This is a genomic window from Mesorhizobium ciceri WSM4083, from assembly GCF_000519305.1.
Classification (GTDB): Bacteria; Pseudomonadota; Alphaproteobacteria; order Rhizobiales; family Rhizobiaceae; genus Mesorhizobium; species Mesorhizobium ciceri_B.
On the sequence record NZ_JAFG01000006.1, the window covers coordinates 117,115 to 137,967 of the forward strand.

The window sequence follows — 20,853 nt, forward strand, 5'->3', positions numbered from 1 at the left end:
CGACGTTATGGGCGTTTCCGCCAACTGTCAGCGCAAGCGCCCGTCAAACTTCCGCCTTCCGCGCTGGGGACCTAATTCAAATTGATATCCCGGCTGGCCGACCGCATCGACACAGCGAATCCGGCCAGCACGTCGAACAGCGCGATGACCATCAACGTGAAGAAGACGGAGTGGGCGGCGCCCTTCACCAGCAGGAACTCGACCAGGAACGCCACGAACACCAGCGTCGACAGAAGGTGGTCCATGATCGAGGCATTGGTCGTGCGCACCGACTTCGCCATTTCTAGGAACAAGAAGACCAGCCCGATCAGTATCATCAGGTCGCCCAGCGTCATCGAGAACACGCCGCCCGACATCATGCTGAATGAGAAGACCTCGCTTGCCCACGGATCGTCACCGCTGCCGAATATTCCCAGCAGTCCGAGATTGTAGAGCACGAAAGGCACGATCAGCAGCGGAATGGCACCGAACATCTGGCGTCTCCATGTGGGGGCAATCCTTTGTAGAATGCGCCACAGCCACGTCGTCAAGATGTTTCGCTATCAGCGTTGAACACGGTCGAAGACCGCACGCAACAACCGTGTCAGCCGGTTGCCCGGCTGGAGAACTGCAACGGTTGTCACCCATGCTTCGGGATGCGCGCTGCCCGGCCCCCAAACGCGAAAGGACCGGCCACCGGCCGGTCCTTTCGGAATTCAAACCTTTGGAAAGGCTGGTCTCAGCTTTCCTTGGGCGTCAACACCTGGCGACCGCGATACATGCCGGTCTTCAGGTCGATATGGTGCGGACGGCGCATTTCGCCGGAATTCTTGTCCTCGACATAGGTCGGGGCCTTGAGGGCGTCGGCCGAGCGGCGCATGCCGCGCTTGGACGGAGAGGTTTTACGTTTCGGAACGGCCATGGATATGCTCCACTACATGGTCAAAAGCCCCGCCCGCCCTCGTGAAAGGGCCATGTTGGGGCCTAAATCTGAGAAAGTCGGGTGCCTATACACGCCCTGTGCCGTTTTGGCCAGCACTGGCGCGAATTTTTTTGGATCGGCTAGCGGAGACAACCGACATAGGCGCCTGAGCGGCCGGCTCGCCGCTCGATCAGATTGGCAAGCCGCCTCAGGCCAGGCCCAGGCTTGGCCGGATTGCGGGCGATCGGATTTGGCAAGGAGACCGCAAGCAGGGCGGCCTGCCGTCGCGACAGCTGTTTTGCCGAAACGCCGAAATGGTGCTGTGCCGCAGCCTCGATGCCGTAGATGCCCGGCCCCCACTCGGCGATGTTGAGATAGATTTCCATGATGCGCCGTTTCGACATCACCGCATCGAAATAGACGGCCAGCGGCAGTTCGACTACCTTGCGCACCGAGCCCAGCGGCCGCGACCAGAGAAACAGGTTCTTGACCGTCTGCATGGTGATGGTCGACGCGCCGCGCGTCGCTTCGCCGGCCAGCGCGTCGTCGACGACGCCTCTCAGCTCGCCGAGATCGACGCCACGATGAAAGCAGAACTGCCCGTCCTCCGACATGATGACGGAATTGGCCAGCACCGGCGACACGTCATCGATCGACACCCAGCGGCGGTCGTAACCGGAGAAGGTCGCCAGGTCCTTCAGCATCAGCGTCGAGACAGGATGCACGAAGAACGGCAGGTACAGAAACGTCAGCACGACCGGAACCAAAGTCAGCACCGCGGCCACGACGATGCCGCGCCGGACCCAGCGCTTGAGACCACGGCGGTTTACGCCCCGCGATCTCGTCGCCATGTCCAGCTTTTCGGTTTCATAATCGACGATCGGTTCCGCCAAGCCGCCCAACCCGTGCCAGAGAGCTCGTTTTGAAACGCGCTCCTGTGAGTCATGTGACGGTGTTTTCGAGAACCGGAGCGGAGCGTACATTAGAGTACGCAAGCACCGGAAGCGCAGAAAACGCCCTCAGATGACCGCAGGAGTAGAGTTTCCAAACGGGCTCATACTGCTCCGGCATAATGGCGCTTGCCTTCTTGCGCAACGTCTGAGTGTCGGCTACCGGTCCCGGCCATGACGAATGACGACCAAATGGCGTTCGAAATGGCGCTCATCAGGCGGGCGGCCGCCGTCGAGGTGCTGCTGCGGCGGCTGCTCGACGACCGTGCGCTTTCGGGCGAGATCACGCGGCCTGAGCGGCTGATGGCCGCGATGCGGCATGGCGTGCTGAACGGTGGCAAGCGCCTGCGGCCTTTCCTGGTCATGGAAAGTGCGGCCCTGTTTTCCGCCGATGGCGAGGCGGCACTGCGTGTCGCCGCCGCACTTGAATGCGTGCATTGCTATTCGCTGATACATGACGATCTGCCCGCCATGGACGACGATGATCTGCGCCGTGGCCAGCCGACCGTGCACAGGGCCTTCGACGAGGCGACCGCTATCCTGGCTGGCGATGCCTTGCTGACGCTGGCCTTCGACATCATCGCCGGCGAGGCGACCGCCCTGCCGGCGGAGCGGCGGGCGGCCCTGGTGCTGGCGCTGGCCCGCGCCGCCGGGGCAGGCGGCATGGTCGGCGGCCAGAAGCTCGACCTCGAAGCCGAACAGACGCCGCCGGGCGAGGCCGGCATCATCCGGCTGCAGGCGATGAAGACCGGCGCGTTGATCCGTTTCGCCTGCGAGGCAGGTGCCCTCATCGCCGGCGCTCCGGCTGATGACCGCGAGCGGCTGGCCGAATTCGGCTCAGCGATCGGTCTTGCCTTCCAGCTTGCCGACGACCTGCTCGATTTGACCGCCGATGCCAGCCAGATGGGCAAGGCGACCGGCAAGGACGCCGCCGCCGGCAAGGCGACGCTGGTGGCGCTGCATGGTGCGAATTGGGCACGCGGCCAGCTTCACGGCCTCGTCCAACAGGCGCATGCGCTGCTTGAGCCCTTTGGCGACGATGCCCAATTGCTGAAAGAGGCGGCGACGTTCGTGGCGACCCGCACCAGTTGAGGTTGGCGCCAACCGGGATATCGAGCTGGCTAAGCTCGCTCGTCCTCCGCCGGTCAATTCAAAAATAGAACTTGAGCGGAAGCCTGCCGAGGCAGAGGATCGACATCGCTTTGCCATCCGCACGGCAGGCACGCGGTGCGGATAGAGTTGGAGGGGTGCCATGTCGACCACCGACAAGCTGTTCAGCGGTTCCATTGCCGAAGTCTACGACCGGGCGATGGTGCCGCTGATCTTCGAGCCATATGCGCGGGATCTGGCGGAGCGGGTGTCGAAGCTCGGGCCGCAATCGGTGCTCGAAGTGGCGGCGGGCACCGGTGTGGTGACACGTGCGCTCGCGGCAAAACTGCCGGCGCAAACGCGCATCGTGGTCACCGACCTCAATCAGCCCATGCTCGACCACGCACGCACGCGGATGGCGGACGATCCTCGCATCACCTGGCGGCAGGCCGATGCCCAGGCTCTGCCCTTCGAGGACGCAGAGTTCGACGCCGTAGTCTGCCAGTTTGGCGCGATGTTCTTCCCCGATCGGGTGGGCGCCTACGGGCAAGCGCGGCGGGTGATGCGGCCGGGCGGGCATTTCCTGTTCAACGTCTGGGGTGCCCTCGAAGACAACGAGTTCGCCGAGCAAGTGACGCGGGCACTCGGCCATTTTTTCCCGGCCGATCCGCCGCGCTTCATGGCGAGGACGCCGCATGGCTATCACGATGCGGACGTCATCCGCGCCGACCTTCATGCCGCCGGCTTCCATGACATCACCATAGAGCCGTTGGATGCCGTGAGTGCCGCTCCCTCGCCATATGAGGCGGCCGCGGCCTATTGCCAGGGCACACCCCTGCGGGCCGAGATCGAGGCGCGCGGCGGCTCGCTGGAGGAGGCGACGCGATACGTGGCGAATGCCCTTGGGAAACGGTTCGGGGAAGGCCCGGTGCGTGGCCGCATCCGCGCCCTCGTCGTGGAAGCGGCCTAGGCGTGCTTTCCATCCGGCGGCTCGCACGGCCTGCCTACCCGCACGAACGAAATTTTAATGTAAATGAAGCGTAATCCCGGCCATTAAAATGGTGCGTATGTGTTGGGGTTGCGCATGCCTGAATATTCGTCCTTCATCCGGTCGGTCCGGATCCGCTATATTTCAGGGTTGCTGATCTTCGCGCTGGCTTCCGCCGGTATCGTGATTGCGCTTGACCGCGTCAATTCCTTTCGCCGCGACATCGATGCGCTGAGCAGCAACCTCGTCATCTTCACCCGCGACCTGCGCAACGCGACCAGCTTTGCCGAGACGACCGGCACTGCCTGGCGGGCGGAGACACGCGATGCCCTGACCACATCGGCGCGCGGCCATTCGGAGCGCCTGACCGGCGAGATCGAGACGCTGACCGCCCAGCTTGCGGCGATCAAGCCGCGGCTGTCGATCAAGACCGTCAATGAACTCCAGTCCGCTTCCGTCAATGGCGATCTGTTCTGGTCGCCGCGCGACATGGTGCGCAATTTCAACCTGATGTCGGTGGCGCAGAAGGTCGACGAGTGGAGCTATCGCGAAATCCGCAACCAGAACGACCTGTTCGCCCAGCCGATGCTGGTCCGCGTCCGCACCGCCATGGACGATGAGCGTCATCTGGCCGATGCCTCCTCAGACAGGCTGTTGTTGTGGGCGAGCGGCATCCTGTTCGCGGCCCTTGCCATCGTCGCCTTCTGGATCTTCCGTCCGATGGAAGTGGCGATCCGCCGCGCCTTTGCCGAATCCGCCGAATCTCTGTTCAAGGCCGAGGCCGCCGACCGCGCCAAGTCGGAATTCCTGGCCAATATGAGCCACGAAATCCGCACGCCGATGAACGGCGTGCTCGGCATGGCCGAACTGCTGGCCAAGACCGATTTGACGGCGCGCCAGAAGACCTTCACCGACGTCATCGTCAAATCCGGCAACGCGCTGCTCACCATCATCAACGACATCCTCGATTTCTCCAAGATCAATGCCGGGCAACTCACTCTCGACCCCGCTCCCTTCCGCCTTTCCGAGGCGGTCGAGGATGTGGCGACACTGGTCTCGGCGCGCGTCGCCGAAAAGAACCTCGAACTGATCGTGCGCGTCGATCCGCGCCTGCCGGCCCATGTCGTCGGCGACGCCGGCCGCTTCCGGCAGATCATCACCAACCTGCTCGGCAACGCGGTGAAATTCACCGAGAAGGGTCATGTGCTGATCGATGTCGGCGGCGAGATCGTCAACGACGTGGTCCAGCTCAAGATCCGCGTCGAAGACACCGGCATCGGCATACCGGCCGAGAAATTGCAGAACGTGTTCGAGAAATTCGCACAGGTCGACGGCTCGTCCACCCGTCGCCATGAGGGCACCGGCTTGGGCCTCGCCATCGCCGCCCGCCTCGTCGACCTGATGGCAGGCAAGATCGGCGTCGAAAGCGAGATCGGCCGCGGCTCGGTGTTCTGGTTCGCTGTGCCGCTGCCCGCGCATCAGGCCGCGGCGCGCGACGAGATCGTACCGGTCGACGTCACCGGCGCGCGCGTGCTGGTCATCGACGACAATCCGGTCAACCGCGAGATCCTGCTCGAGCAGCTCAGAAGCTGGAGCTTCGACTGTGCCGCCGCCGAAAGCGGCGCCGTCGGTCTGGCCTTCCTCGACCGCGCCTTTCAGCTCGGCGCCGCCGTCGACTGCATCATCCTCGACTACCAGATGCCGGGCATGAACGGCGCCGACGTCGCCAGGGCCATTGCTTCCGACAGCCGGCTGTCCTCCATCCCGGTGGTGTTGCTGACCTCGGTCGACCAGGTCGATTTCGGCAAGATGATCATCGACTTCGGCATATCAGCACACCTGACCAAGCCGGCGCGCTCCGCGGTGCTGCTCGGCACCGTCATCTCGGTGATCCAGAAGGCCCGTTCGCAGGTCGGCAAGGCGCGGTTCGTCCGCGAACCGATCGTGCAGGCTCCCCCGGCAGCGCCGCCCGCCTTCACCGTCATCCGCGGCCCGGCAATGCCGGTCGCGGCAGCGCCGGAATCGACAACCACGCCGAACGGACCGATCGACATCCTCATTGCCGAGGACAATGACGTAAACCAGTTGGTGTTCGGCCAGATCCTCAACGGGTTGGGCTTGAGCTACCGCATCGCCGGCAACGGCCGCACGGCGGTCGAGATGTACCGGGCGCTGCGCCCCAAGCTGATCTTGATGGACGTCTCGATGCCCGAGATGAACGGCTACGAAGCGACGCGCGCCATCCGGGCCATGGAGACCTCGACGGGCACGCACATACCGATCATCGGCGTCACCGCGCATGCGCTGAAGGGCGATCGCGACAAGTGCATCGAGTCCGGCATGGACGACTATCTGCCGAAGCCGGTTTCGCCCGACCGCCTCGGCACCAAGATCGGCACCTGGCTCAGCGAGACGGTGGTGGCCAAGACGGCGTAGCCAGGATTGACCATCAACATCTACTTTTGATGGCCTTGCTCATGTTGACGCCGGTGACACGAAAGCCGGTTACCTCATAGACGTGTTTGGCGCGCTTGTTATCCTCGGCAACGCGCAACTTAATCTGTTCGAACCCCGTCTGCGCCAGTTCAGTTTCCAACGCATATAATGCCTGTTTGCCGAACCCTTTGCTCTGGTGTGCAGCGAGGATATAGAAGTCTTTGATGAATACGGAACGATTTTCTGGATCCGGTCGGTACCAAAAATAACCCACGACGCTCTCAGCTTCCGGCGTTTGTTTTAGGATACAGAGCAGGACCTCGCCGGGCGTATTGATGCCATGTGGCAGGTCGTCCGCGATTTCCTGCTTGGCCTGTGCTAAGGCCTGAGGGCCTGAAAGACCGTAGTTGGCCGAAATCTCGGTTGCATAATCGGTGATGAAATAATCGAGGTAAGCCGGATATTCGCTATCACACATGGGTCTGAATGAGATCATTGTATTTCCTGTTTCGAGCCCGTGTACCTTTGCCCGCAGCCATCGATACATTCAGGCGGCTGCATCCAGATGATAGCGGCGCATCCAGTCGAGGCTTGTCGCGTCAGCGAGCTTTGCAACGCCGGGCCTTACCTCATCGGCGTCGGGTGCTTGAACGCCCAAGGCTTCGCAAATGCCTAGCAATGTCGCTGCCGGGTTGGCGGCAAGACGCTCATAGCCAACCCGCAGCGGGATTATGCCTTGTGCTTCGAACCATATGTTCCAGACCGCATCATAGTTCTCGAGTTCCGTGACCTCACGTCTGATCCGCTCGAAATCATATTGGGGCTCTTTCGCAGGCGCGACCCTTTCGATCTCGGTGCCGTCGGGAGCGATATGCCAAAGACCGGTCTGCTCTGCCTTGATCAGGGAGACAGCCTGCGAAAGCTTATCCTCCCGCGAAAGGTGTATGTAGAGAATGCGCCCAAAGGCCTTTTCAAGGCGCGCTCTGTCCGATGCAAATTTTGGGAAAATCCGATCGAGGATTGCCGAAAGCTCATCCAGATTTTCGCGCATCAAGCGAAGGCCGAAAATGCCTGTCCCACCCTTGCCGGCGGTGATCGCCGCGTTGAGATAGGCAACGTTGAATTCGAGTTCGCTCATCGCATCGCGATCGGCCAGATTCCACTCTTCAGCCCACTCCGCCACGTCCTGGCGCCGATAGAATGAGTGCGGATCGCCGGCCGTCTTCGTGGACGCCAGGAGCTTGCACAGCAAAGTGCTTCCGGTCCTCGGCGTGCCGCAGATAATGTATCCATCGAACATGTTGCGGCCCCTGCTGCTCGCCAAAGGCAGGGCTGTCGCCCCTGTTAAAGTTGGTCGCCGCTATAGCTGAAATCTTTGCTGGATGTCGCCTAAAATGCTTTCCCAGCGGGCCAAAAATCACCGGTTGCGCACCACCACGCACGCCCCACCGACGCTTTGCAATTTCTGGCAGATGACGTTGGCATCGGCGCGGCGGTCGACACCGATCCTGACCGCGTAGATACCGCGCCGGCCGATTGGCGTGCGCACCCGGCTGACCACCGGATCGTGCCCGTTGAGCAGGGCCGGAAACCGGCTCCTCACCCTGAGCCACTGGCTGATCGCGACACTGCGGCGGAAGTTGCCGGCCACCTGGATGCCCCATGGTTTTATGTTGATCGAGGCCATCGCCACGGTTCGCGACATGATTACCGGCAGCCTGCGGCAAGCGACGGCAAAATCCATCTTTGCGTCGAGCGGTTCGACCTTTCCGGCATAGGCCCGGTCGGCGAATTTGTCGGCCGGCTCGCCCATGATGTCGAAGACATAGCTTTCGGTTTCCATCGGCAGAAAGCCGCCGGAGCTGAGCCAGCGCGACACACGGCTCTCACCGGCATTATAGGCGGCCGCCGCCAGGCCGAGATTGCCATAGCCGGTTTTCATTTCGGCGAGATATCTGGCCGAGGCCGGGATCGCCTGGTCGATGTCGAAGGAATTGGCGAGCCCGCGCATCTTGGCGGTGCCCGGCATGAACTGGGCGATGCCTTCGGCGCCGACCGGACTGACGGCGTTGGGATCGAAACGGCTCTCCTTCCAGATCAGCCGGGCGAAGAAATCCCGCGACAGGCCGTTCCGGTCGGCATGCGCCTGGATCAAGGTGCAGACCCTGTCGATCAGCCGCTGCTTGGCGGATTGCGGCGGATCGGCCTGAGCCAGCGTCGACCAGACCAGCCCACACAGCAGGATCAGCGCCACCCAAAGGAAACGCTGCATCTGTTCTACTCTGCCGCGGCCTTGCCGCCGCGACCGAACCTCTGCTCGATATAGTCGGCGACCATTTTCTCGAAATCCGCCGCGATCGACGGCCCGCGCAGGGTCGCCGCCTTCTTGCCGTCGACAAAGACGGGCGCGGTCGGCGTCTCGCCGGTGCCGGGCAGCGAAATGCCGATGTCGGCATGCTTGGATTCACCTGGGCCGTTGACGATGCAGCCCATCACCGCGACCTTGAGGTTCTCGACGCCGGGATATTTTTCACGCCATACCGGCATGTTCTTCCTGAGATCCGCCTGGATGTTCTGAGCAAGTTCCTGGAACACGGTCGAGGTCGTGCGGCCGCAGCCGGGACACGCGGCGACGATCGGCACGAACTGCCTGAAGCCCATGGTCTGCAGCAATTCCTGCGACACCTGCACCTCACGTGTGCGGTCGCCATTCGGCTCCGGCGTCAGCGAGATGCGGATGGTGTCGCCAATACCTTGCTGGAGCAGGATGCCCATGGCGGCCGACGAAGCGACGATGCCTTTAGAGCCCATGCCGGCTTCGGTAAGGCCGAGATGCAGCGCATGGTTGGAGCGGGTGGCGAGCTCGGTATAGACGGCGATCAGATCCTGCACGCCGCTGACCTTGGCCGACAGGATGATTTTCTCGCGGCCAAGGCCGATCTCTTCCGCCATCTCGGCCGACAGGATCGCCGACTGCACGATCGCCTCGCGCATCACCTCCTGCGCCGTCAGCGGAAAATCCTTGTCCTGGTTGTCGTCCATCAGCCGGGTCAAAAGCTCCTGGTCGAGCGAGCCCCAGTTGACACCGATGCGCACCGGCTTGTCATGCCTGATCGCCATCTCGACGATATCGGCGAACTGCCGGTCCTTCTTGTCCTTGAAGCCGACATTGCCGGGGTTGATCCGGTATTTGGCCAGCGCCTCGGCGCAGGCCGGGTGATCGGCCAAAAGCTTATGGCCGATATAGTGGAAATCGCCGACCAACGGCACGTTGATGCCGAGCCGCTGGAGCCGCTCATGAATGCGCGGTACGGCGGCGGCACTCTCGTCGCGATCGACGGTGATGCGCACGATCTCGGAGCCGGCCCGGTGCAGTGCTGCGACCTGCGCAACCGTCTGGTCGATATCGGCCGTGTCGGTATTGGTCATCGACTGGACGACAACAGGCGCGCCACCGCCAACGACCACGCCGCCGACATCGACGCCGACCGAGGTGCGGCGGGGGAAAGGAGAGGAAAAATATCCGGTCATGCCGGCAGCCTTTTGTCTCTGGAGCATCTTGTGTCCTGCATGGGCGCACAACGATGCCCCGGGCCGATGCGCTGAGGTCCGGGCATGAGGTGGAGGAGCAAAGATGGCTTGTCAATGGCGACAGGTCGCCACTGGCCGGAATCGGTCCGCCGCCAGAGGCCAGAAACAATCGATGATCTGGCGAAACGGGCGACGGCCGAAGCGGAAATTGAACCGGTGCAAGTTCAGCTTCGGCTGACAGACCGGCGCTGGAATCAAAACCCTCCACACCGGCGGCGGGGTGCCGCCGGGAAAAGAGGCCGCGGATATTGGCGGCTATGTCAGGAGGGCATCAATGCGTGGTCGGTTTGCCTCTTAGTTTTTCAATCTCGTCCTTGAGTGCCAGCTTGCGTCGCTTGAGATTCACGATTTCGAGGTCGTCGACCGATGGATGATTCATCGCGTCATCGATTTCACGTTCGATGTCGCCGTGTTTCCGCTGCAACTCATCAAGATGGGATGCAAGAGACATGATTGGTTCTCCCTTTCATGGTTTTCCTCGATTGCAACCGTCACGGCGCGTCCACCGCAGGTTCGCTTCTGTGACGGCACGGTGACAGTGTGTCACCTTCCGCGGGCGATGTCGAATGATCCGTGGTAGCATTCCACGACACCTTGAAATGTGATATGGGCTGCACGCCGGTGACAAAACACCCGGTCCCGCCCAATCAGGCCCAGCTTTGGGCGCCGCAGACGTGCAGACGGTAGAGAATGTCCGATCAGGAACAGGCCGATATTCGCCTCGAATTTTCCCGCCTGAAGCAGGAACACGCCGATTTCGATGCAGCCATCAACGCGATGATCGCCATGGCTTGCGATCCGCTGCAGATCCAGCGCATGAAGAAGAAGAAGCTGTTCCTCAAGGACCGGCTGATGGCGCTGGAAGACAAGATCATTCCCGACATCATTGCTTGAACGATGTGATGTACTGACGTCGCTCGAGGCGAGCCCGAGCTCGATGATTTCGTCGCCTGTCACCGCAGCAGCGGCCGCCTATCCTTGCGGCCTCGCGCGAATTCCGCTAAGGCGCGCCTTTGTCGCCGGGGAACACGGACTTGGACGATCAACGCGCCGACGTCGCCATCATCATGGGCAGCCAGTCCGACTGGGCGACGATGCGCCATGCGGCCGAAACGCTGGAAGCACTCGGCATCCCGCACAAGCGGCTGATCATCTCCGCGCATCGCACCCCAGACCGGCTCTATGATTTCGCCAAGGGCGCCAAGGCGGCCGGTTATCAGGTGATCATCGCCGGCGCCGGCGGTGCGGCGCACCTGCCCGGCATGACGGCGGCGATGACGCCGCTGCCGGTGTTCGGTGTGCCGGTGGAATCGAAAGCGCTTTCCGGACAGGATTCGCTGCTGTCCATTGTCCAGATGCCGGCCGGCATTCCCGTGGGCACGCTGGCCATAGGCAAGGCTGGCGCCACCAACGCAGCCCTTCTGGCCGCTGCCGTGCTGGCCCTGAACGATGACAGCCTTGCCGTCCGTCTGGACGCCTGGCGTGCCGCGCAGACCGCCAAGGTCGCGACCGAACCGACGGATACGCCGTGAGCCTGCCCGCCGGATCGACCATCGGCATCATTGGCGGCGGCCAGCTCGGCCGCATGCTGGCTGTTGCTGCCGCCCGCCTCGGCTACCGCACCGTGGTGCTGGAACCGCAAGCGGATTGCCCGGCCGCACAGGTCGCCAACCGGCAGATAACAGCCGCCTATGACGACCCGGCCGCTCTTGCCGAACTGGCAGGCTCGAGTTCCGTCGTCACCTACGAGTTCGAGAACGTCCCGGTTGCAGCGGCCAGCGCGCTGGCCGCCAAGGTTCCGGTCTATCCGGCGGCGCGTGCGCTGGAAGTGGCGCAGGACCGGGTGGACGAAAAAACATTCCTCAACGGCATCGGCATTGCCACCGCCGTTTTCCACGCCGTCGACAATGATGACGAGCTGACGGCGGCGCTGAAAGCATTCGACGGCAGCGGCATCCTGAAGACGCGCCGCATGGGCTATGACGGCAAGGGCCAGCGCGTCTTCCGCAACATGGAAGCCGGGGGCTTCGCCGGCACCTGCGAGGCGATGGGCAATGTGCCGCTGATCCTGGAGTCCTTCGTGCCGTTCGAGCGCGAGATATCGGTGATCGCGGCGCGTGGGCTGGACGGTGCGGTCGTCGCCTACGATCCAGCCGAGAATATCCATCGCAACGGCATTCTCCACACATCGACCTTGCCGGCCGCCATTATGCCGGAGACGGCGCAAGCCGCACGAACGGCCGTATCGAAGATCCTGTCGGCGCTGGACTATGTCGGTGTCATCGGCGTCGAGTTCTTCGTGCTGGCCGACGGCTCGCTGCTGGCCAACGAGATCGCGCCGCGCGTGCACAATTCCGGCCATTGGACGGAAGCCGCCTGTATCGTTTCGCAGTTCGAGCAGCATATCCGCGCCATTGCAGGCCTGCCGCTCGGCGGCCCGGACCGCCATTCCGACTGTGTGATGGAAAACCTGATCGGCGACGATGTGCTACGCGTCCCGGAGCTTCTCGCCGAGCCCGATCTGATGCTGCATCTCTACGGCAAGGCCGAAGCGCGGCCCGGCCGCAAGATGGGTCATTTCACTCGGATCAGCCGTCGCGCCTCATAAGGTTGCCTACTGCACGTCGTCGCTCTCGTCCTGCCCTGGATTGGCGCAACTCACATCACCTTCCTCGCAATTGGCCGCGGCAGCGAGCTGCTTGACGCGATCATTGGTCAATCTGGTCAGGCATTGCGAAACTTCCATCGAATGGATCGATCCGCCTTCGCTGGCGGCGGTGGAATGCGCGCACTCGGCATCGCGAAAAGCGATCCAGGCGCGTTGCGCCACCTGCAGCAATCTCTTGCCGCCGGCATCATCCGAGCTGGTGAGATCCTGATAGGCCTTGTTGAGCTTGGCGTCGGCCGCCTGATAGTCTTCGCCGGCACAGATGTTCATCATCTGCTGGCTGTCGTCGCTGCGGTCGCATTCCTGCGCGCGCGCAACCGAAGCTGCCGCCAGCAGGACAAGGCAGGCGGACAGGAACATTCGGCGCATGGTTCTCTCCAAATCACTTCACGGCGAGCGCATCATCCCAGCCGACCCAGGGCCGCGCAATGCCGCCAGACCGACATGGCGGATAATTGATGACAGGGACGATTCACAGCCGCTATGGAGCACGCTTGCGGTTGACAGGGACAAGGCTCCTCGTTTATGAGCCTCCCACAGTTCAAAGGCGCGTCTTCTGGCGCGCCTTAAAATTTCGACCCGGACCGGGTCCACACCGACAGGCAAGACCATGAAGATCAAGAATTCGCTCAAGGCGCTGAAGGCGCGTCACCGCGACAACCAGCTGGTTCGCCGCAAGGGCCGCGTCTACATCATCAACAAGACCGCCCCGCGCTACAAGGCACGCCAGGGCTGAGTTTTCGGGCAGGAGGCTGTTGCCTCCGCCCATTTGATGCTTGTTGCCGCCTGCCGGCCTTTCACGCCAAATTCAGTTTGACGTTCCGCCGCCCGGGACTAGAGTCCGGTGATGCGGATTCTTTTTGCATTTTTGACATCTCTGCTTGTTTCCGGCGTCATTTGTGGCCCGGCATGGGCGGATGATGCTGTCGCGCCGCCGGGCACTCAGGACGCGCCACCCGCCGCAACAACGAAACAAGCCCGCCTCGACCAGCTGTTCAGCGACCTGAAACGCGAACGCAACGAAAAGGCGGCCGAGCGCATCGCCGGCAGCATCTGGAGCGAGTGGTCGCAATCCGGCAGCGCCTCGATCGACCTGATGATGCAGTGGTCGCAGAAAGCTATCGAAGGCCAGAAATTCGACGTCGCGCTCGATTTCCTCGACCAGGTGGTCACCTTGCAGCCGACTTATGCCGAGGGCTGGAACCGGCGTGCCACCGTCCATTTCATGATGAAGAACTACGGCAAGTCGATGTCCGACATCGACCATACGCTGCAACTCGAACCACGCCACTTCGGTGCGCTGTCCGGCCTGGCGCAGATCATGGCGCTGACCGGCCACAAGCAATCGGCGCTCGAGGCCTGGCAAAAGGTGCTGGCCATCTATCCGATGATGCGCAGCGCCCAGGACCAAGTCGGCACGATTTCGGAGGAGCTTGCCGGCGAAGGCATTTGATGTCCTGAAGAGAGTAGGGGAATAGGGGAGTAAGGCAGTATGTAAGTGGTGCAGATTGCGCGTGGAACATATCCCCTACTCCCCTACTCCCCTACTCCCCTACTCCCCTACTCCCCTACTCCCCTACTCCCCTACTCCCCTACTCCCCTACTCCCCTACAACTTATCCCCCTTCACCCCCGTATCTCTCCCATGAACCTTATCTACGCCGCCCTTGCCTTCCTGATGGCGCTTGTCTTCGGCTTTGTCGGCGTCACCCGCGCCGGCTCATGGCTGATCGAGCGCCGCAATCCGCCGATCGGCGAGTTCGCCGACATCGACGGCGGCCGCATCCACTATGTCCATGTTCCGGCACCTGCGAACGCCGAGTTGCCGCCGATCGTCTTCATCCACGGCGCCAGCGCCAATCTAAGGGACCAGATGCTGCCGCTGCGTCCCTTGCTCGAAGGGCGCGCCGAAATGCTGTTCTTCGACCGGCCAGGCCACGGCTGGTCGGGTCGCGGCACCGACAACGAGAACCCGTCGGCGCAGGCCAACACCATTGCCGCGCTGATGGACCGTCTCGGTATGAAGAAGGCCATCATCGTCGGTCATTCCTTCGGCGGCGTGGTGACATCGGCCTTTGGCCGCGAGCATCCCGACAAGACACTCGGACTGGTCTTTCTCGCGCCGGCGACCCACCCATGGCCGGGCGGCGCAACCGCCTGGTACTACGATCTGACCACCATGCCGGTGCTCGGCTGGCTGTTTTCCGAGACGCTGACCTATCCGGCGGGAACCCTGCAGATGGCCGAAGCCACCACCTGCGTTTTCTCGCCCAACAAGGTGCCGGACAATTATCTCAGCTCGGCCTCCATCCCGCTGGTGCTGCGACCAACAGCCTTTCGTGCCAACGCCACCGATGTCGCCGGGCTCTATCGCTATGCCCTCGGCGCCGCACCGCGCTACAACGAGATCAAGGCGCCAACCGTGGTCATTTCAGGCGATCGCGACAAGGTGGTCTATGCCACGATCCATTCGGTCGGCCTGGCGCGCGACATTGCCGGTGCCGAACTCGTGTGGGTGCACAATCTCGGTCACAAGCCAGACTGGATCGCGCCCGACCTGACCGTCGGCGCCATCGAGAAGGTCGCCGGCAAAAGTATAGACCTGCAGGCGATGGCCAGGACCGTAGAGGCGCGCATCGCCGGCGACGCCTACGGCGCCGGCAGATGCGCCGATATCAAGGTACCGCAGGCCGAACTTGCGCCGACCTGAAGCGGGCCGCCTGAATCCGTTCAGGGCGACACGCTTCAGGAATCTAGCGGCTGACTTGCGTGTCCGACCCGATATAGGCGATGCGCAGCATGTTGGTCGAACCCGGTGTCCGCAGCGGCACGCCCGCGGTGATGATGACGCGGTCGCCCGGCTTGCCGAAGCCTTCGTCGAAGGCGATGCGGCAGGCGCGGTTGACCATGTCGTCGAGGTCGACGGCGTCGGGTGAGACGACGCAATGCGTGCCCCACAAAAGCGACAGCCGCCGCGCCGTGTTGAGGATCGGCGACAGCGCGATAACAGGCACTTGCGGCCGCTCGCGGGCGGCGCGCAGGCCTGTGGTGCCTGATGCGGTGTAGGTGATGATCGCCGACAGCTTCAGCGTTTCGGCGATCTCGCGCGCGGCCAGCGAAATGGCGTCGGCGCCGGTCGCCTCCGGTTCGGAGCGCTGGGCGTTGATGATGCCGGCATAGGTCGGATCGGTTTCGACCTTGGTGGCGATACGGTTCATCATTGCCACGGCCTCGACCGGATAGGCACCCGCCGCCGATTCCGCCGACAGCATGATGGCATCGGCGCCTTCGAAGACGGCGATCGAAACATCGGACACCTCGGCGCGGGTCGGCACCGGTGCCGTGATCATCGATTCCAGCATCTGCGTCGCAACCACCACCGGCTTGCCGGCGCGGCGTGCGGCGCGCGTGATCTGCTTCTGGATGCCGGGCACCGCCTCGAGCGGCATCTCGACGCCGAGATCGCCGCGGGCGACCATCAGCGCGTCGGACAGTTCGATGATTTCGGCCAGCCGGGCGACAGCCTGCGGCTTCTCGATCTTGGCCATGATCAGCGCCCGGCCGCGTGCGATCTTGCGCGCTTCGGCCAGATCCTCCGGCCGTTGCACGAAGGACAGCGCCACCCAGTCGACCCCTGTGGCCAGCACGGCATCGAGATCCTTGCGGTCCTTTTCGGTCAGCGCGCCGACCGGCAGGTCGGTGTCGGGCAGGCTGACGCCTTTCTTGTCGGAAATCGTGGTGCCGGCGACGACGGTGCAGACGATCGACTTGCCGTCGCTCTTCACCGCCTTCAGCTCGAGCTTGCCATCGTCGATCAGCAGGCGATGGCCGGCTTCGACCGAGCTCAGGATTTCCGGATGCGGCAGATAGACCCTGGTCGAGGTGCCGGGCTCGGGATTGTCGTCGAGAGTGAAGGTCTGGCCTTGCGTCAGCACTTCCTTGCCGTTGGCGAACTTGCCGACGCGCAGCTTTGGCCCTTGAAGATCGGCGAGGATGCCGATCGGCCGGCCAACGGCTTCCTCGACAGCGCGGATGCGTCCGACCAGCGTGCGCATCAGTTCATGGTCGGTATGGCTCATATTGATGCGGAACACATCGGCGCCCGCTTCGAACAGTTTCTTCAGCATCTCCTCCGAGGAGGAGGCCGGACCGATGGTGGCTAGGATCTTGACCTTGCGGCTACGTCTCATTGACTGTTTGTTCCCGGGGCGGCTGGAGCGCCTCCCGTTGTGGACTCATCGGTCAGCTGGACCATCCAGCTTGCCTGTTCGCCCGTGTCATATTCCTGGAATCCGGCGCGCTGGAAGCCCCGGGCGACGCAGTCGGTTACGCCTGCGATCTTGAACTCTTTTTCAGCCACGCACATGTTGATCGGGCCGTCCCAGCGTCCGCCGCGTTCGGCGTCTTCTGCATAAAGATAGTAAAACCTTGATGACAGCGGCCCTTCGATCAGCGTCTTGCAACTCGATCCCTCGATGTGCCACCAGCCTTCGGTGATCCAGCCGGCCTTGGCGCGATAGCCGATGCCGACACCGACCAGGTTCTGCGTGGCGTTGCAGACGCGGAAATCGGCACGCGCCGGCGACGCCACGACCATCGCCGCCAGGCCGATGGCAAGAGTGAGGAGCGGCATGGCAAAGGCAGAGCGTATGCGCTGCCCGCCAGCGGAACTCATCCGAAAACCCCTCAAAAACCACATCAGCATCTCTCTGCGCCCCTTTTCGGAAAAGTCCGGGCGCATGTCAACGCACCGTTTTGTCCAATTCCAATCGATTTAGAAAGGCTCCGGCGCACAATTCGCCGACTTGTGCCAGATTTCCCGGGAAACCTTGGCCAAACAACGGCATTGCGCAAGCGTCGTCTTCGTGGAATGACGATAGCACCCTCCCCGGAAGCCAGCGAACAGACCATTTCCCGCCAATGACCCGATCCACAGTTTTCGCGCCTTTCGACATCATCGAGGGCGACCGCAAGCGAGGCATCGTGCTGTTGGGCGATCATGCCCGTCGCGACCTGCCCGACGACTACGACAGCCTCGGTCTGCCCTCAACCGAGTTCGACCGCCACATCGCCTATGACATCGGCGTCGAGGCGGTGACACGCGAACTGGCTGCCCTGCTCGGCGTGCCGGCGGTGCTCGCCAATTTTTCGCGGCTGCTGATCGATCCCAATCGCGGCGAAGACGACCCGACGCTCATTCGCCAGCTTTACGACGGCACTGTCGTACCTGGGAATTACCCCATCGCTGCCGATGAGCGCGAGAGGCGGCTCGACGGGTTCTACCGGCCCTATCACGACGCCGTCGGCGCCATGATCGCCTCGGTCGCACAGGCTTCCGCGCAGACGCCCTTTATCTTCTCGGTACATTCCTTCACCCCTGCCATGCAAGGAATCCAGCGTCCTTGGCACGTCGGCATCCTGTGGGACCTCGACGACCGCGTGGCGCGGCCGTTGATAGACATGCTGGCGCAGGACAAGAACCTCATCGTCGGCGACAACGAACCCTATGACGGCGCGCTGCGCGGCGACACCATGTACAAGCACGCCATCGTCAACGGCTTCGCCCATGCGCTGATCGAGATCCGACAGGATCTGATATCGGACCAGAAGGGCGCGCTCGCCTGGGCCGAACGGCTGGCGCCGATCGTTGACGCGATCGACCGCCGTCCCGATATACATGTGGTGAAGATGTTCGGCTCGCGCACCGGGCCGCTATGACGGAGGTTTCGATGACCGAACTCAGCGACGAGCAGCAACGCGATTTCGAGGCGGCCGCCTTCCGCCGGCTGGTCGAGCATCTGCGCGAGCGCAACGATGTGCAGAACATCGACCTGATGAACCTCGCCGGCTTCTGCCGCAACTGCCTGTCGAACTGGTATCGCGAGGCGGCCAATGCCGAGGGCGTCGATCTCACCAAGGATCAGTCGCGCGAGATCGTCTACGGCATGCCTTATGGGGAATGGCAGGCGCTCAACCAAACCGAGGCCTCCGATGCCAAGAAGGCCGAATTCGAGGCAAGGCGCCCCCAGGACCATTAATGCCGCCTCCGCGATCGCTCGAGGTTATGGTCCAAAAATGCTTCCCGAAAGAGCCTTGACTGAAAATTGAATCGATCTAATTTGCCGCGCGAAGCCATTTTCAGCGGGATTCGCCTCATGAACGCGTCAACTGCCAAGCTGACTGCCATTCGCGGACGATGGGCGCTCGCGGCCATTTTCCTCGCCAACGGCTTCCTGACTGGCAGCTGGGCGCCGCAGATTCCGGTGTTCCTGACCCGGCTGGAGATTTCGAAGTTCACGCTCGGCCTGCTGATTCTCCTATTCGGGGTCGGTGCCGTCATGGCGATGACCTGGTGCGGCCATTTGATCTCCAGACATGGTTCGCGCACCGTACTTCGCTGGTTCGCCCTGTGCGGCAGCCTCGGTCTGATGGTCGTGGCGCTGGCGCCCAACGTACCGCTGGCGGCGGTTGCCATGGTCATCTTCGGCGGCTCGATCGGTGGCATGGACGTCGCCATGAATGCCAATGCCGTGGTGGTCGAACGGCGGCTCTCCCGCGCCGTCATGTCGTCCTCGCATGGCTTCTGGAGTCTCGGCGGCTTCGCCGGCGGCGGCCTCGGCGGCTTTGCCATCCAGCACTACGGCCACCTCGCCCACGCGGCGGCGGTAACGGTGTTTGCCTTCGCGGTGATCGCGGTGGCCGTTCGCCATCTCCTCACCGAAGACAGACCGCAGGCGGCCGAGCATCACAAATTCGCACTGCCGGCAAACCCGCTGGTTTATTTGATCGGACTGATGGCGCTGCTGGCGATGATCTCCGAAGGCGCGGTGCTCGACTGGGCAGCCCTGTACCTGCACCAGGAACTCGGCGCCGATCTTGCCGTTGCCGGCCTCGCCTACGCCGGATTTTCGGGCGTCATGGCGATTACGCGGTTCTTCGGCGACGGCATACGCAATCGCTTCGGCGCGGTGACGACGCTGCGCGTGTCGGCCCTGGTAGCAGCGGTCGGCATGCTGGTGGCTGGCCTGGCGCCCTCGCCCTGGCTCGCCATTGCAGCCTTTGCCTTTTGCGGCTTCGGCATCGCCAATATGGTGCCGATCATCTTTTCGGCCGGCGGCAATCAGGAAGGCATGTCTTCTGGCACCGGCATGAGCGTGGTCACCACTATCGGATACTGCGGCATACTGGTGGCGCCGTCGGCGATCGGCTTCGTTGCCGAGCATTCCAGCTTCGGCCCGATCTTCATCACCATGTCGGGACTGCTGATCATCGTGTTGCTGATGGCCGGGCTTGCTCACCGCGCCGAATTCGCGCCAGCACCCGCCGAATAGCGTTTCAGCTCCTCGTGGAGAAAATCCACCACCCGGCGGATGCGCACGCTGGTACGCACGTCGCGATGCATCGCCAGCCACACCGGCAGAACTGGCAGCGGCAGGTCAGGCAGCACCTTCTCAATCAAAGGATCCCTGTCGGCCAGCGGCTCCTGGCCGAGGCCAATGCCGTTTCCCGCCCGCACCGCTTCCCACAAAACGATCTGGTTGTCGGCCCTGAAGCGGAAGCTGCTCCGGGTGACGGGAATGCCATGCTGGGTAAAGCCCCTGATGATCTCGTCGCCGCGGTCGAAGCCGACCAGATCGTGGTCGACAAGATCGGCAGGCTTTAGCGGACGGCCGCGCCTGTCGAGATAGGATTTGGCGGCGCAGGCGCAGAGCGCGATATCGCAGACCTTGCGTGCCATCAGCTCGTTCTGCGCCGGCTTGACCATGCGGATGGCGATGTCGGCATCTCGACGCAGCAGGTTCTCGACCTGGTTGGAGGCGGCGATCTCGACCTCGATGCCGGGCTCCTCGATCCCCAGCCGCATCGTCATCTCAGGCAGGACATAGGCCGCCACCACCTCGCTGGCGGCGATGCGCACCGTGCCTTCGATGGCCTCGACCGAACCCAGCGCTAGGAGTGAGAAGGCGCTTGCCTGCTCGCTGACCGCCTTGCCGCGTTCGAACAGCGTGCTGCCGGCCTCCGTCAGTTCGTAGCCGTGCCGTCCTCGACGGAACAGCGTGACGCCCAGCGCCTGTTCCAACTCGCCGATGTGACGGCCAAGCGTCGGCTGGCTGGCCGAAAGCTTTCGCGCGGCGGCCGACAGGCTGCCGGATTCTGCCACGGCGACAAAGCTCTTGATCAGGTTCCAGTCGATTTCAGCCATTCATTTATGAATATCAGAACGCCATCTG

The 20,853-nt window shown here is 62.9% G+C and carries 24 protein-coding genes; 12 read left to right on the top strand and 12 right to left on the bottom strand.

What is annotated here, in order from left to right; genetic code table 11:
* Nucleotides 1–71 precede the first annotated feature (71 nt).
* The 3 genes from MESCI2_RS0113960 to MESCI2_RS0113970 form a co-directional block, all read right to left on the bottom strand.
* The gene (locus MESCI2_RS0113960) at nt 72–473 is read right to left on the bottom strand and encodes a hypothetical protein (protein ID WP_023810946.1); all 402 of its coding nucleotides are present in this window, start codon (nt 471–473) and stop codon (nt 72–74) included.
* A 245-nt stretch (nt 474–718) separates the two neighbouring features.
* Entirely contained in the window at nt 719–901 is a 183-nt protein-coding gene (rpmF, locus tag MESCI2_RS0113965; RefSeq protein ID WP_008834724.1) for a 50S ribosomal protein L32, read from the bottom strand.
* A 140-nt stretch (nt 902–1,041) separates the two neighbouring features.
* A complete protein-coding gene (locus MESCI2_RS0113970) occupies nt 1,042–1,803 on the bottom strand; it encodes a transglycosylase domain-containing protein (protein ID WP_027037127.1) in 762 nt (253 codons plus the stop codon).
* A 222-nt stretch (nt 1,804–2,025) separates the two neighbouring features.
* Between MESCI2_RS0113970 and MESCI2_RS0113975 the strand changes: the two genes are divergently transcribed.
* From MESCI2_RS0113975 to MESCI2_RS0113985, 3 genes are all read left to right on the top strand, one after another.
* Nucleotides 2,026–2,943, top strand: a complete 918-nt coding sequence (locus MESCI2_RS0113975) for a polyprenyl synthetase family protein (RefSeq protein WP_027037128.1) — start codon at nt 2,026–2,028, stop codon at nt 2,941–2,943.
* A gap of 160 nt (nt 2,944–3,103) precedes the next feature.
* Nucleotides 3,104–3,910, top strand: a complete 807-nt coding sequence (locus tag MESCI2_RS0113980) for a class I SAM-dependent methyltransferase (RefSeq protein WP_027037129.1) — start codon at nt 3,104–3,106, stop codon at nt 3,908–3,910.
* 114 nt (nt 3,911–4,024) lie between these two features.
* Entirely contained in the window at nt 4,025–6,364 is a 2,340-nt protein-coding gene (locus tag MESCI2_RS0113985; RefSeq protein ID WP_027037130.1) for a response regulator, read from the top strand.
* A gap of 13 nt (nt 6,365–6,377) precedes the next feature.
* Here MESCI2_RS0113985 and MESCI2_RS0113990 read toward each other — a convergent pair whose 3' ends face one another.
* The 5 genes from MESCI2_RS0113990 to MESCI2_RS0114010 form a co-directional block, all read right to left on the bottom strand.
* A complete protein-coding gene (locus MESCI2_RS0113990) occupies nt 6,378–6,860 on the bottom strand; it encodes a GNAT family N-acetyltransferase (RefSeq protein WP_027037131.1) in 483 nt (160 codons plus the stop codon).
* Nucleotides 6,861–6,911: 51 nt separating this feature from the next.
* Nucleotides 6,912–7,664, bottom strand: a complete 753-nt coding sequence (locus MESCI2_RS0113995; RefSeq protein WP_032900798.1) for a Stf0 family sulfotransferase — start codon at nt 7,662–7,664, stop codon at nt 6,912–6,914.
* A gap of 117 nt (nt 7,665–7,781) precedes the next feature.
* Nucleotides 7,782–8,636, bottom strand: a complete 855-nt coding sequence (locus tag MESCI2_RS0114000; RefSeq protein WP_027037133.1) for a lytic transglycosylase domain-containing protein — start codon at nt 8,634–8,636, stop codon at nt 7,782–7,784.
* A gap of 5 nt (nt 8,637–8,641) precedes the next feature.
* Complete coding sequence (ispG, locus tag MESCI2_RS0114005) at nt 8,642–9,895, bottom strand: flavodoxin-dependent (E)-4-hydroxy-3-methylbut-2-enyl-diphosphate synthase (protein ID WP_027037134.1); 1,254 nt, start codon at nt 9,893–9,895, stop codon at nt 8,642–8,644.
* Nucleotides 9,896–10,226: 331 nt separating this feature from the next.
* Nucleotides 10,227–10,406: a YdcH family protein gene (locus MESCI2_RS0114010; RefSeq protein WP_013529217.1), complete on the bottom strand. Its 180-nt coding sequence runs from the start codon at nt 10,404–10,406 to the stop codon at nt 10,227–10,229.
* A 239-nt stretch (nt 10,407–10,645) separates the two neighbouring features.
* Here MESCI2_RS0114010 and MESCI2_RS0114015 point away from each other — a divergent pair, with 239 nt between their 5' ends.
* From MESCI2_RS0114015 to MESCI2_RS0114025, 3 genes are all read left to right on the top strand, one after another.
* Nucleotides 10,646–10,849, top strand: coding sequence for a YdcH family protein (locus MESCI2_RS0114015; RefSeq protein WP_013529216.1), 204 nt, complete (start codon nt 10,646–10,648; stop codon nt 10,847–10,849).
* Nucleotides 10,850–10,989: 140 nt separating this feature from the next.
* Nucleotides 10,990–11,487 (top strand): 5-(carboxyamino)imidazole ribonucleotide mutase, encoded by a 498-nt coding sequence (gene purE, locus MESCI2_RS0114020; protein WP_027037135.1) that lies wholly within the window; start codon nt 10,990–10,992, stop codon nt 11,485–11,487.
* Nucleotides 11,484–12,563, top strand: a complete 1,080-nt coding sequence (locus MESCI2_RS0114025) for a 5-(carboxyamino)imidazole ribonucleotide synthase (RefSeq protein WP_027037136.1) — start codon at nt 11,484–11,486, stop codon at nt 12,561–12,563. Before purE ends, MESCI2_RS0114025 begins: the two co-directional genes overlap by 4 nt.
* Before the next feature lie 6 nt (nt 12,564–12,569).
* Here MESCI2_RS0114025 and MESCI2_RS0114030 read toward each other — a convergent pair whose 3' ends face one another.
* Complete coding sequence (locus MESCI2_RS0114030) at nt 12,570–12,992, bottom strand: lysozyme inhibitor LprI family protein (protein WP_027037137.1); 423 nt, start codon at nt 12,990–12,992, stop codon at nt 12,570–12,572.
* 241 nt (nt 12,993–13,233) lie between these two features.
* On the opposite strand from MESCI2_RS0114030, the gene ykgO reads away from it, so the two are divergent.
* The 3 genes from ykgO (at nt 13,234) to MESCI2_RS0114045 (ending at nt 15,332) form a co-directional block, all read left to right on the top strand.
* The gene (gene ykgO / locus MESCI2_RS0114035; protein ID WP_006327841.1) at nt 13,234–13,359 is read left to right on the top strand and encodes a type B 50S ribosomal protein L36; all 126 of its coding nucleotides are present in this window, start codon (nt 13,234–13,236) and stop codon (nt 13,357–13,359) included.
* A 111-nt stretch (nt 13,360–13,470) separates the two neighbouring features.
* Nucleotides 13,471–14,076 carry a tetratricopeptide repeat protein gene (locus tag MESCI2_RS0114040; RefSeq protein ID WP_027037138.1) on the top strand — a complete coding sequence of 202 codons (606 nt, stop codon included), beginning with the start codon at nt 13,471–13,473 and terminating at the stop codon, nt 14,074–14,076.
* Between the two features lie 191 nt (nt 14,077–14,267).
* On the top strand, nt 14,268–15,332 hold the full coding sequence (locus MESCI2_RS0114045; RefSeq protein ID WP_027037139.1) for an alpha/beta fold hydrolase: 1,065 nt from the start codon (nt 14,268–14,270) through the stop codon (nt 15,330–15,332).
* 43 nt (nt 15,333–15,375) lie between these two features.
* Here the strand turns inward: MESCI2_RS0114045 and pyk are convergent, their stop codons facing one another.
* Nucleotides 15,376–16,812: a pyruvate kinase gene (gene pyk, locus MESCI2_RS0114050; RefSeq protein ID WP_013529204.1), complete on the bottom strand. Its 1,437-nt coding sequence runs from the start codon at nt 16,810–16,812 to the stop codon at nt 15,376–15,378.
* On the bottom strand, nt 16,809–17,297 hold the full coding sequence (locus MESCI2_RS0114055; protein WP_032900800.1) for a DUF1036 domain-containing protein: 489 nt from the start codon (nt 17,295–17,297) through the stop codon (nt 16,809–16,811). The genes pyk and MESCI2_RS0114055 overlap by 4 nt, the downstream gene beginning before the upstream one ends.
* Before the next feature lie 245 nt (nt 17,298–17,542).
* Between MESCI2_RS0114055 and MESCI2_RS0114060 the strand changes: the two genes are divergently transcribed.
* From MESCI2_RS0114060 to MESCI2_RS0114070, 3 genes are all read left to right on the top strand, one after another.
* A complete protein-coding gene (locus MESCI2_RS0114060; protein ID WP_027037141.1) occupies nt 17,543–18,340 on the top strand; it encodes an N-formylglutamate amidohydrolase in 798 nt (265 codons plus the stop codon).
* Between the two features lie 11 nt (nt 18,341–18,351).
* Complete coding sequence (locus MESCI2_RS0114065; protein WP_027037142.1) at nt 18,352–18,660, top strand: DUF1244 domain-containing protein; 309 nt, start codon at nt 18,352–18,354, stop codon at nt 18,658–18,660.
* Nucleotides 18,661–18,777: 117 nt separating this feature from the next.
* Entirely contained in the window at nt 18,778–19,953 is a 1,176-nt protein-coding gene (locus MESCI2_RS0114070; protein ID WP_027037143.1) for an MFS transporter, read from the top strand.
* Here MESCI2_RS0114070 and MESCI2_RS0114075 read toward each other — a convergent pair.
* Nucleotides 19,917–20,825: a LysR family transcriptional regulator gene (locus MESCI2_RS0114075; RefSeq protein WP_027037144.1), complete on the bottom strand. Its 909-nt coding sequence runs from the start codon at nt 20,823–20,825 to the stop codon at nt 19,917–19,919. The two genes, MESCI2_RS0114070 and MESCI2_RS0114075, sit on opposite strands and share 37 nt — an antisense overlap.
* Between the last annotated feature and the right edge of the window lie 28 nt (nt 20,826–20,853).

Coding starts and splice junctions, on each gene's coding strand:
- MESCI2_RS0113960 (WP_023810946.1), bottom strand. CDS start 473: ATGTTCGGTGCCATTCCGCTGCTGATCGTGCCTTTCGTGCTCTACAAT.
- rpmF (WP_008834724.1), bottom strand. CDS start 901: ATGGCCGTTCCGAAACGTAAAACCTCTCCGTCCAAGCGCGGCATGCGC.
- MESCI2_RS0113975 (WP_027037128.1), top strand. CDS start 2,026: ATGACGAATGACGACCAAATGGCGTTCGAAATGGCGCTCATCAGGCGG.
- MESCI2_RS0113980 (WP_027037129.1), top strand. CDS start 3,104: ATGTCGACCACCGACAAGCTGTTCAGCGGTTCCATTGCCGAAGTCTAC.
- MESCI2_RS0113985 (WP_027037130.1), top strand. CDS start 4,025: ATGCCTGAATATTCGTCCTTCATCCGGTCGGTCCGGATCCGCTATATT.
- MESCI2_RS0113990 (WP_027037131.1), bottom strand. CDS start 6,860: ATGATCTCATTCAGACCCATGTGTGATAGCGAATATCCGGCTTACCTC.
- MESCI2_RS0113995 (WP_032900798.1), bottom strand. CDS start 7,664: ATGTTCGATGGATACATTATCTGCGGCACGCCGAGGACCGGAAGCACT.
- MESCI2_RS0114000 (WP_027037133.1), bottom strand. CDS start 8,636: ATGCAGCGTTTCCTTTGGGTGGCGCTGATCCTGCTGTGTGGGCTGGTC.
- ispG (WP_027037134.1), bottom strand. CDS start 9,895: ATGACCGGATATTTTTCCTCTCCTTTCCCCCGCCGCACCTCGGTCGGC.
- MESCI2_RS0114010 (WP_013529217.1), bottom strand. CDS start 10,406: ATGTCTCTTGCATCCCATCTTGATGAGTTGCAGCGGAAACACGGCGAC.
- MESCI2_RS0114015 (WP_013529216.1), top strand. CDS start 10,646: ATGTCCGATCAGGAACAGGCCGATATTCGCCTCGAATTTTCCCGCCTG.
- MESCI2_RS0114030 (WP_027037137.1), bottom strand. CDS start 12,992: ATGCGCCGAATGTTCCTGTCCGCCTGCCTTGTCCTGCTGGCGGCAGCT.
- ykgO (WP_006327841.1), top strand. CDS start 13,234: ATGAAGATCAAGAATTCGCTCAAGGCGCTGAAGGCGCGTCACCGCGAC.
- MESCI2_RS0114040 (WP_027037138.1), top strand. CDS start 13,471: ATGCGGATTCTTTTTGCATTTTTGACATCTCTGCTTGTTTCCGGCGTC.
- MESCI2_RS0114045 (WP_027037139.1), top strand. CDS start 14,268: ATGAACCTTATCTACGCCGCCCTTGCCTTCCTGATGGCGCTTGTCTTC.
- pyk (WP_013529204.1), bottom strand. CDS start 16,812: ATGAGACGTAGCCGCAAGGTCAAGATCCTAGCCACCATCGGTCCGGCC.
- MESCI2_RS0114055 (WP_032900800.1), bottom strand. CDS start 17,297: ATGAGTTCCGCTGGCGGGCAGCGCATACGCTCTGCCTTTGCCATGCCG.
- MESCI2_RS0114060 (WP_027037141.1), top strand. CDS start 17,543: ATGACCCGATCCACAGTTTTCGCGCCTTTCGACATCATCGAGGGCGAC.
- MESCI2_RS0114065 (WP_027037142.1), top strand. CDS start 18,352: ATGACCGAACTCAGCGACGAGCAGCAACGCGATTTCGAGGCGGCCGCC.
- MESCI2_RS0114070 (WP_027037143.1), top strand. CDS start 18,778: ATGAACGCGTCAACTGCCAAGCTGACTGCCATTCGCGGACGATGGGCG.
- MESCI2_RS0114075 (WP_027037144.1), bottom strand. CDS start 20,825: ATGGCTGAAATCGACTGGAACCTGATCAAGAGCTTTGTCGCCGTGGCA.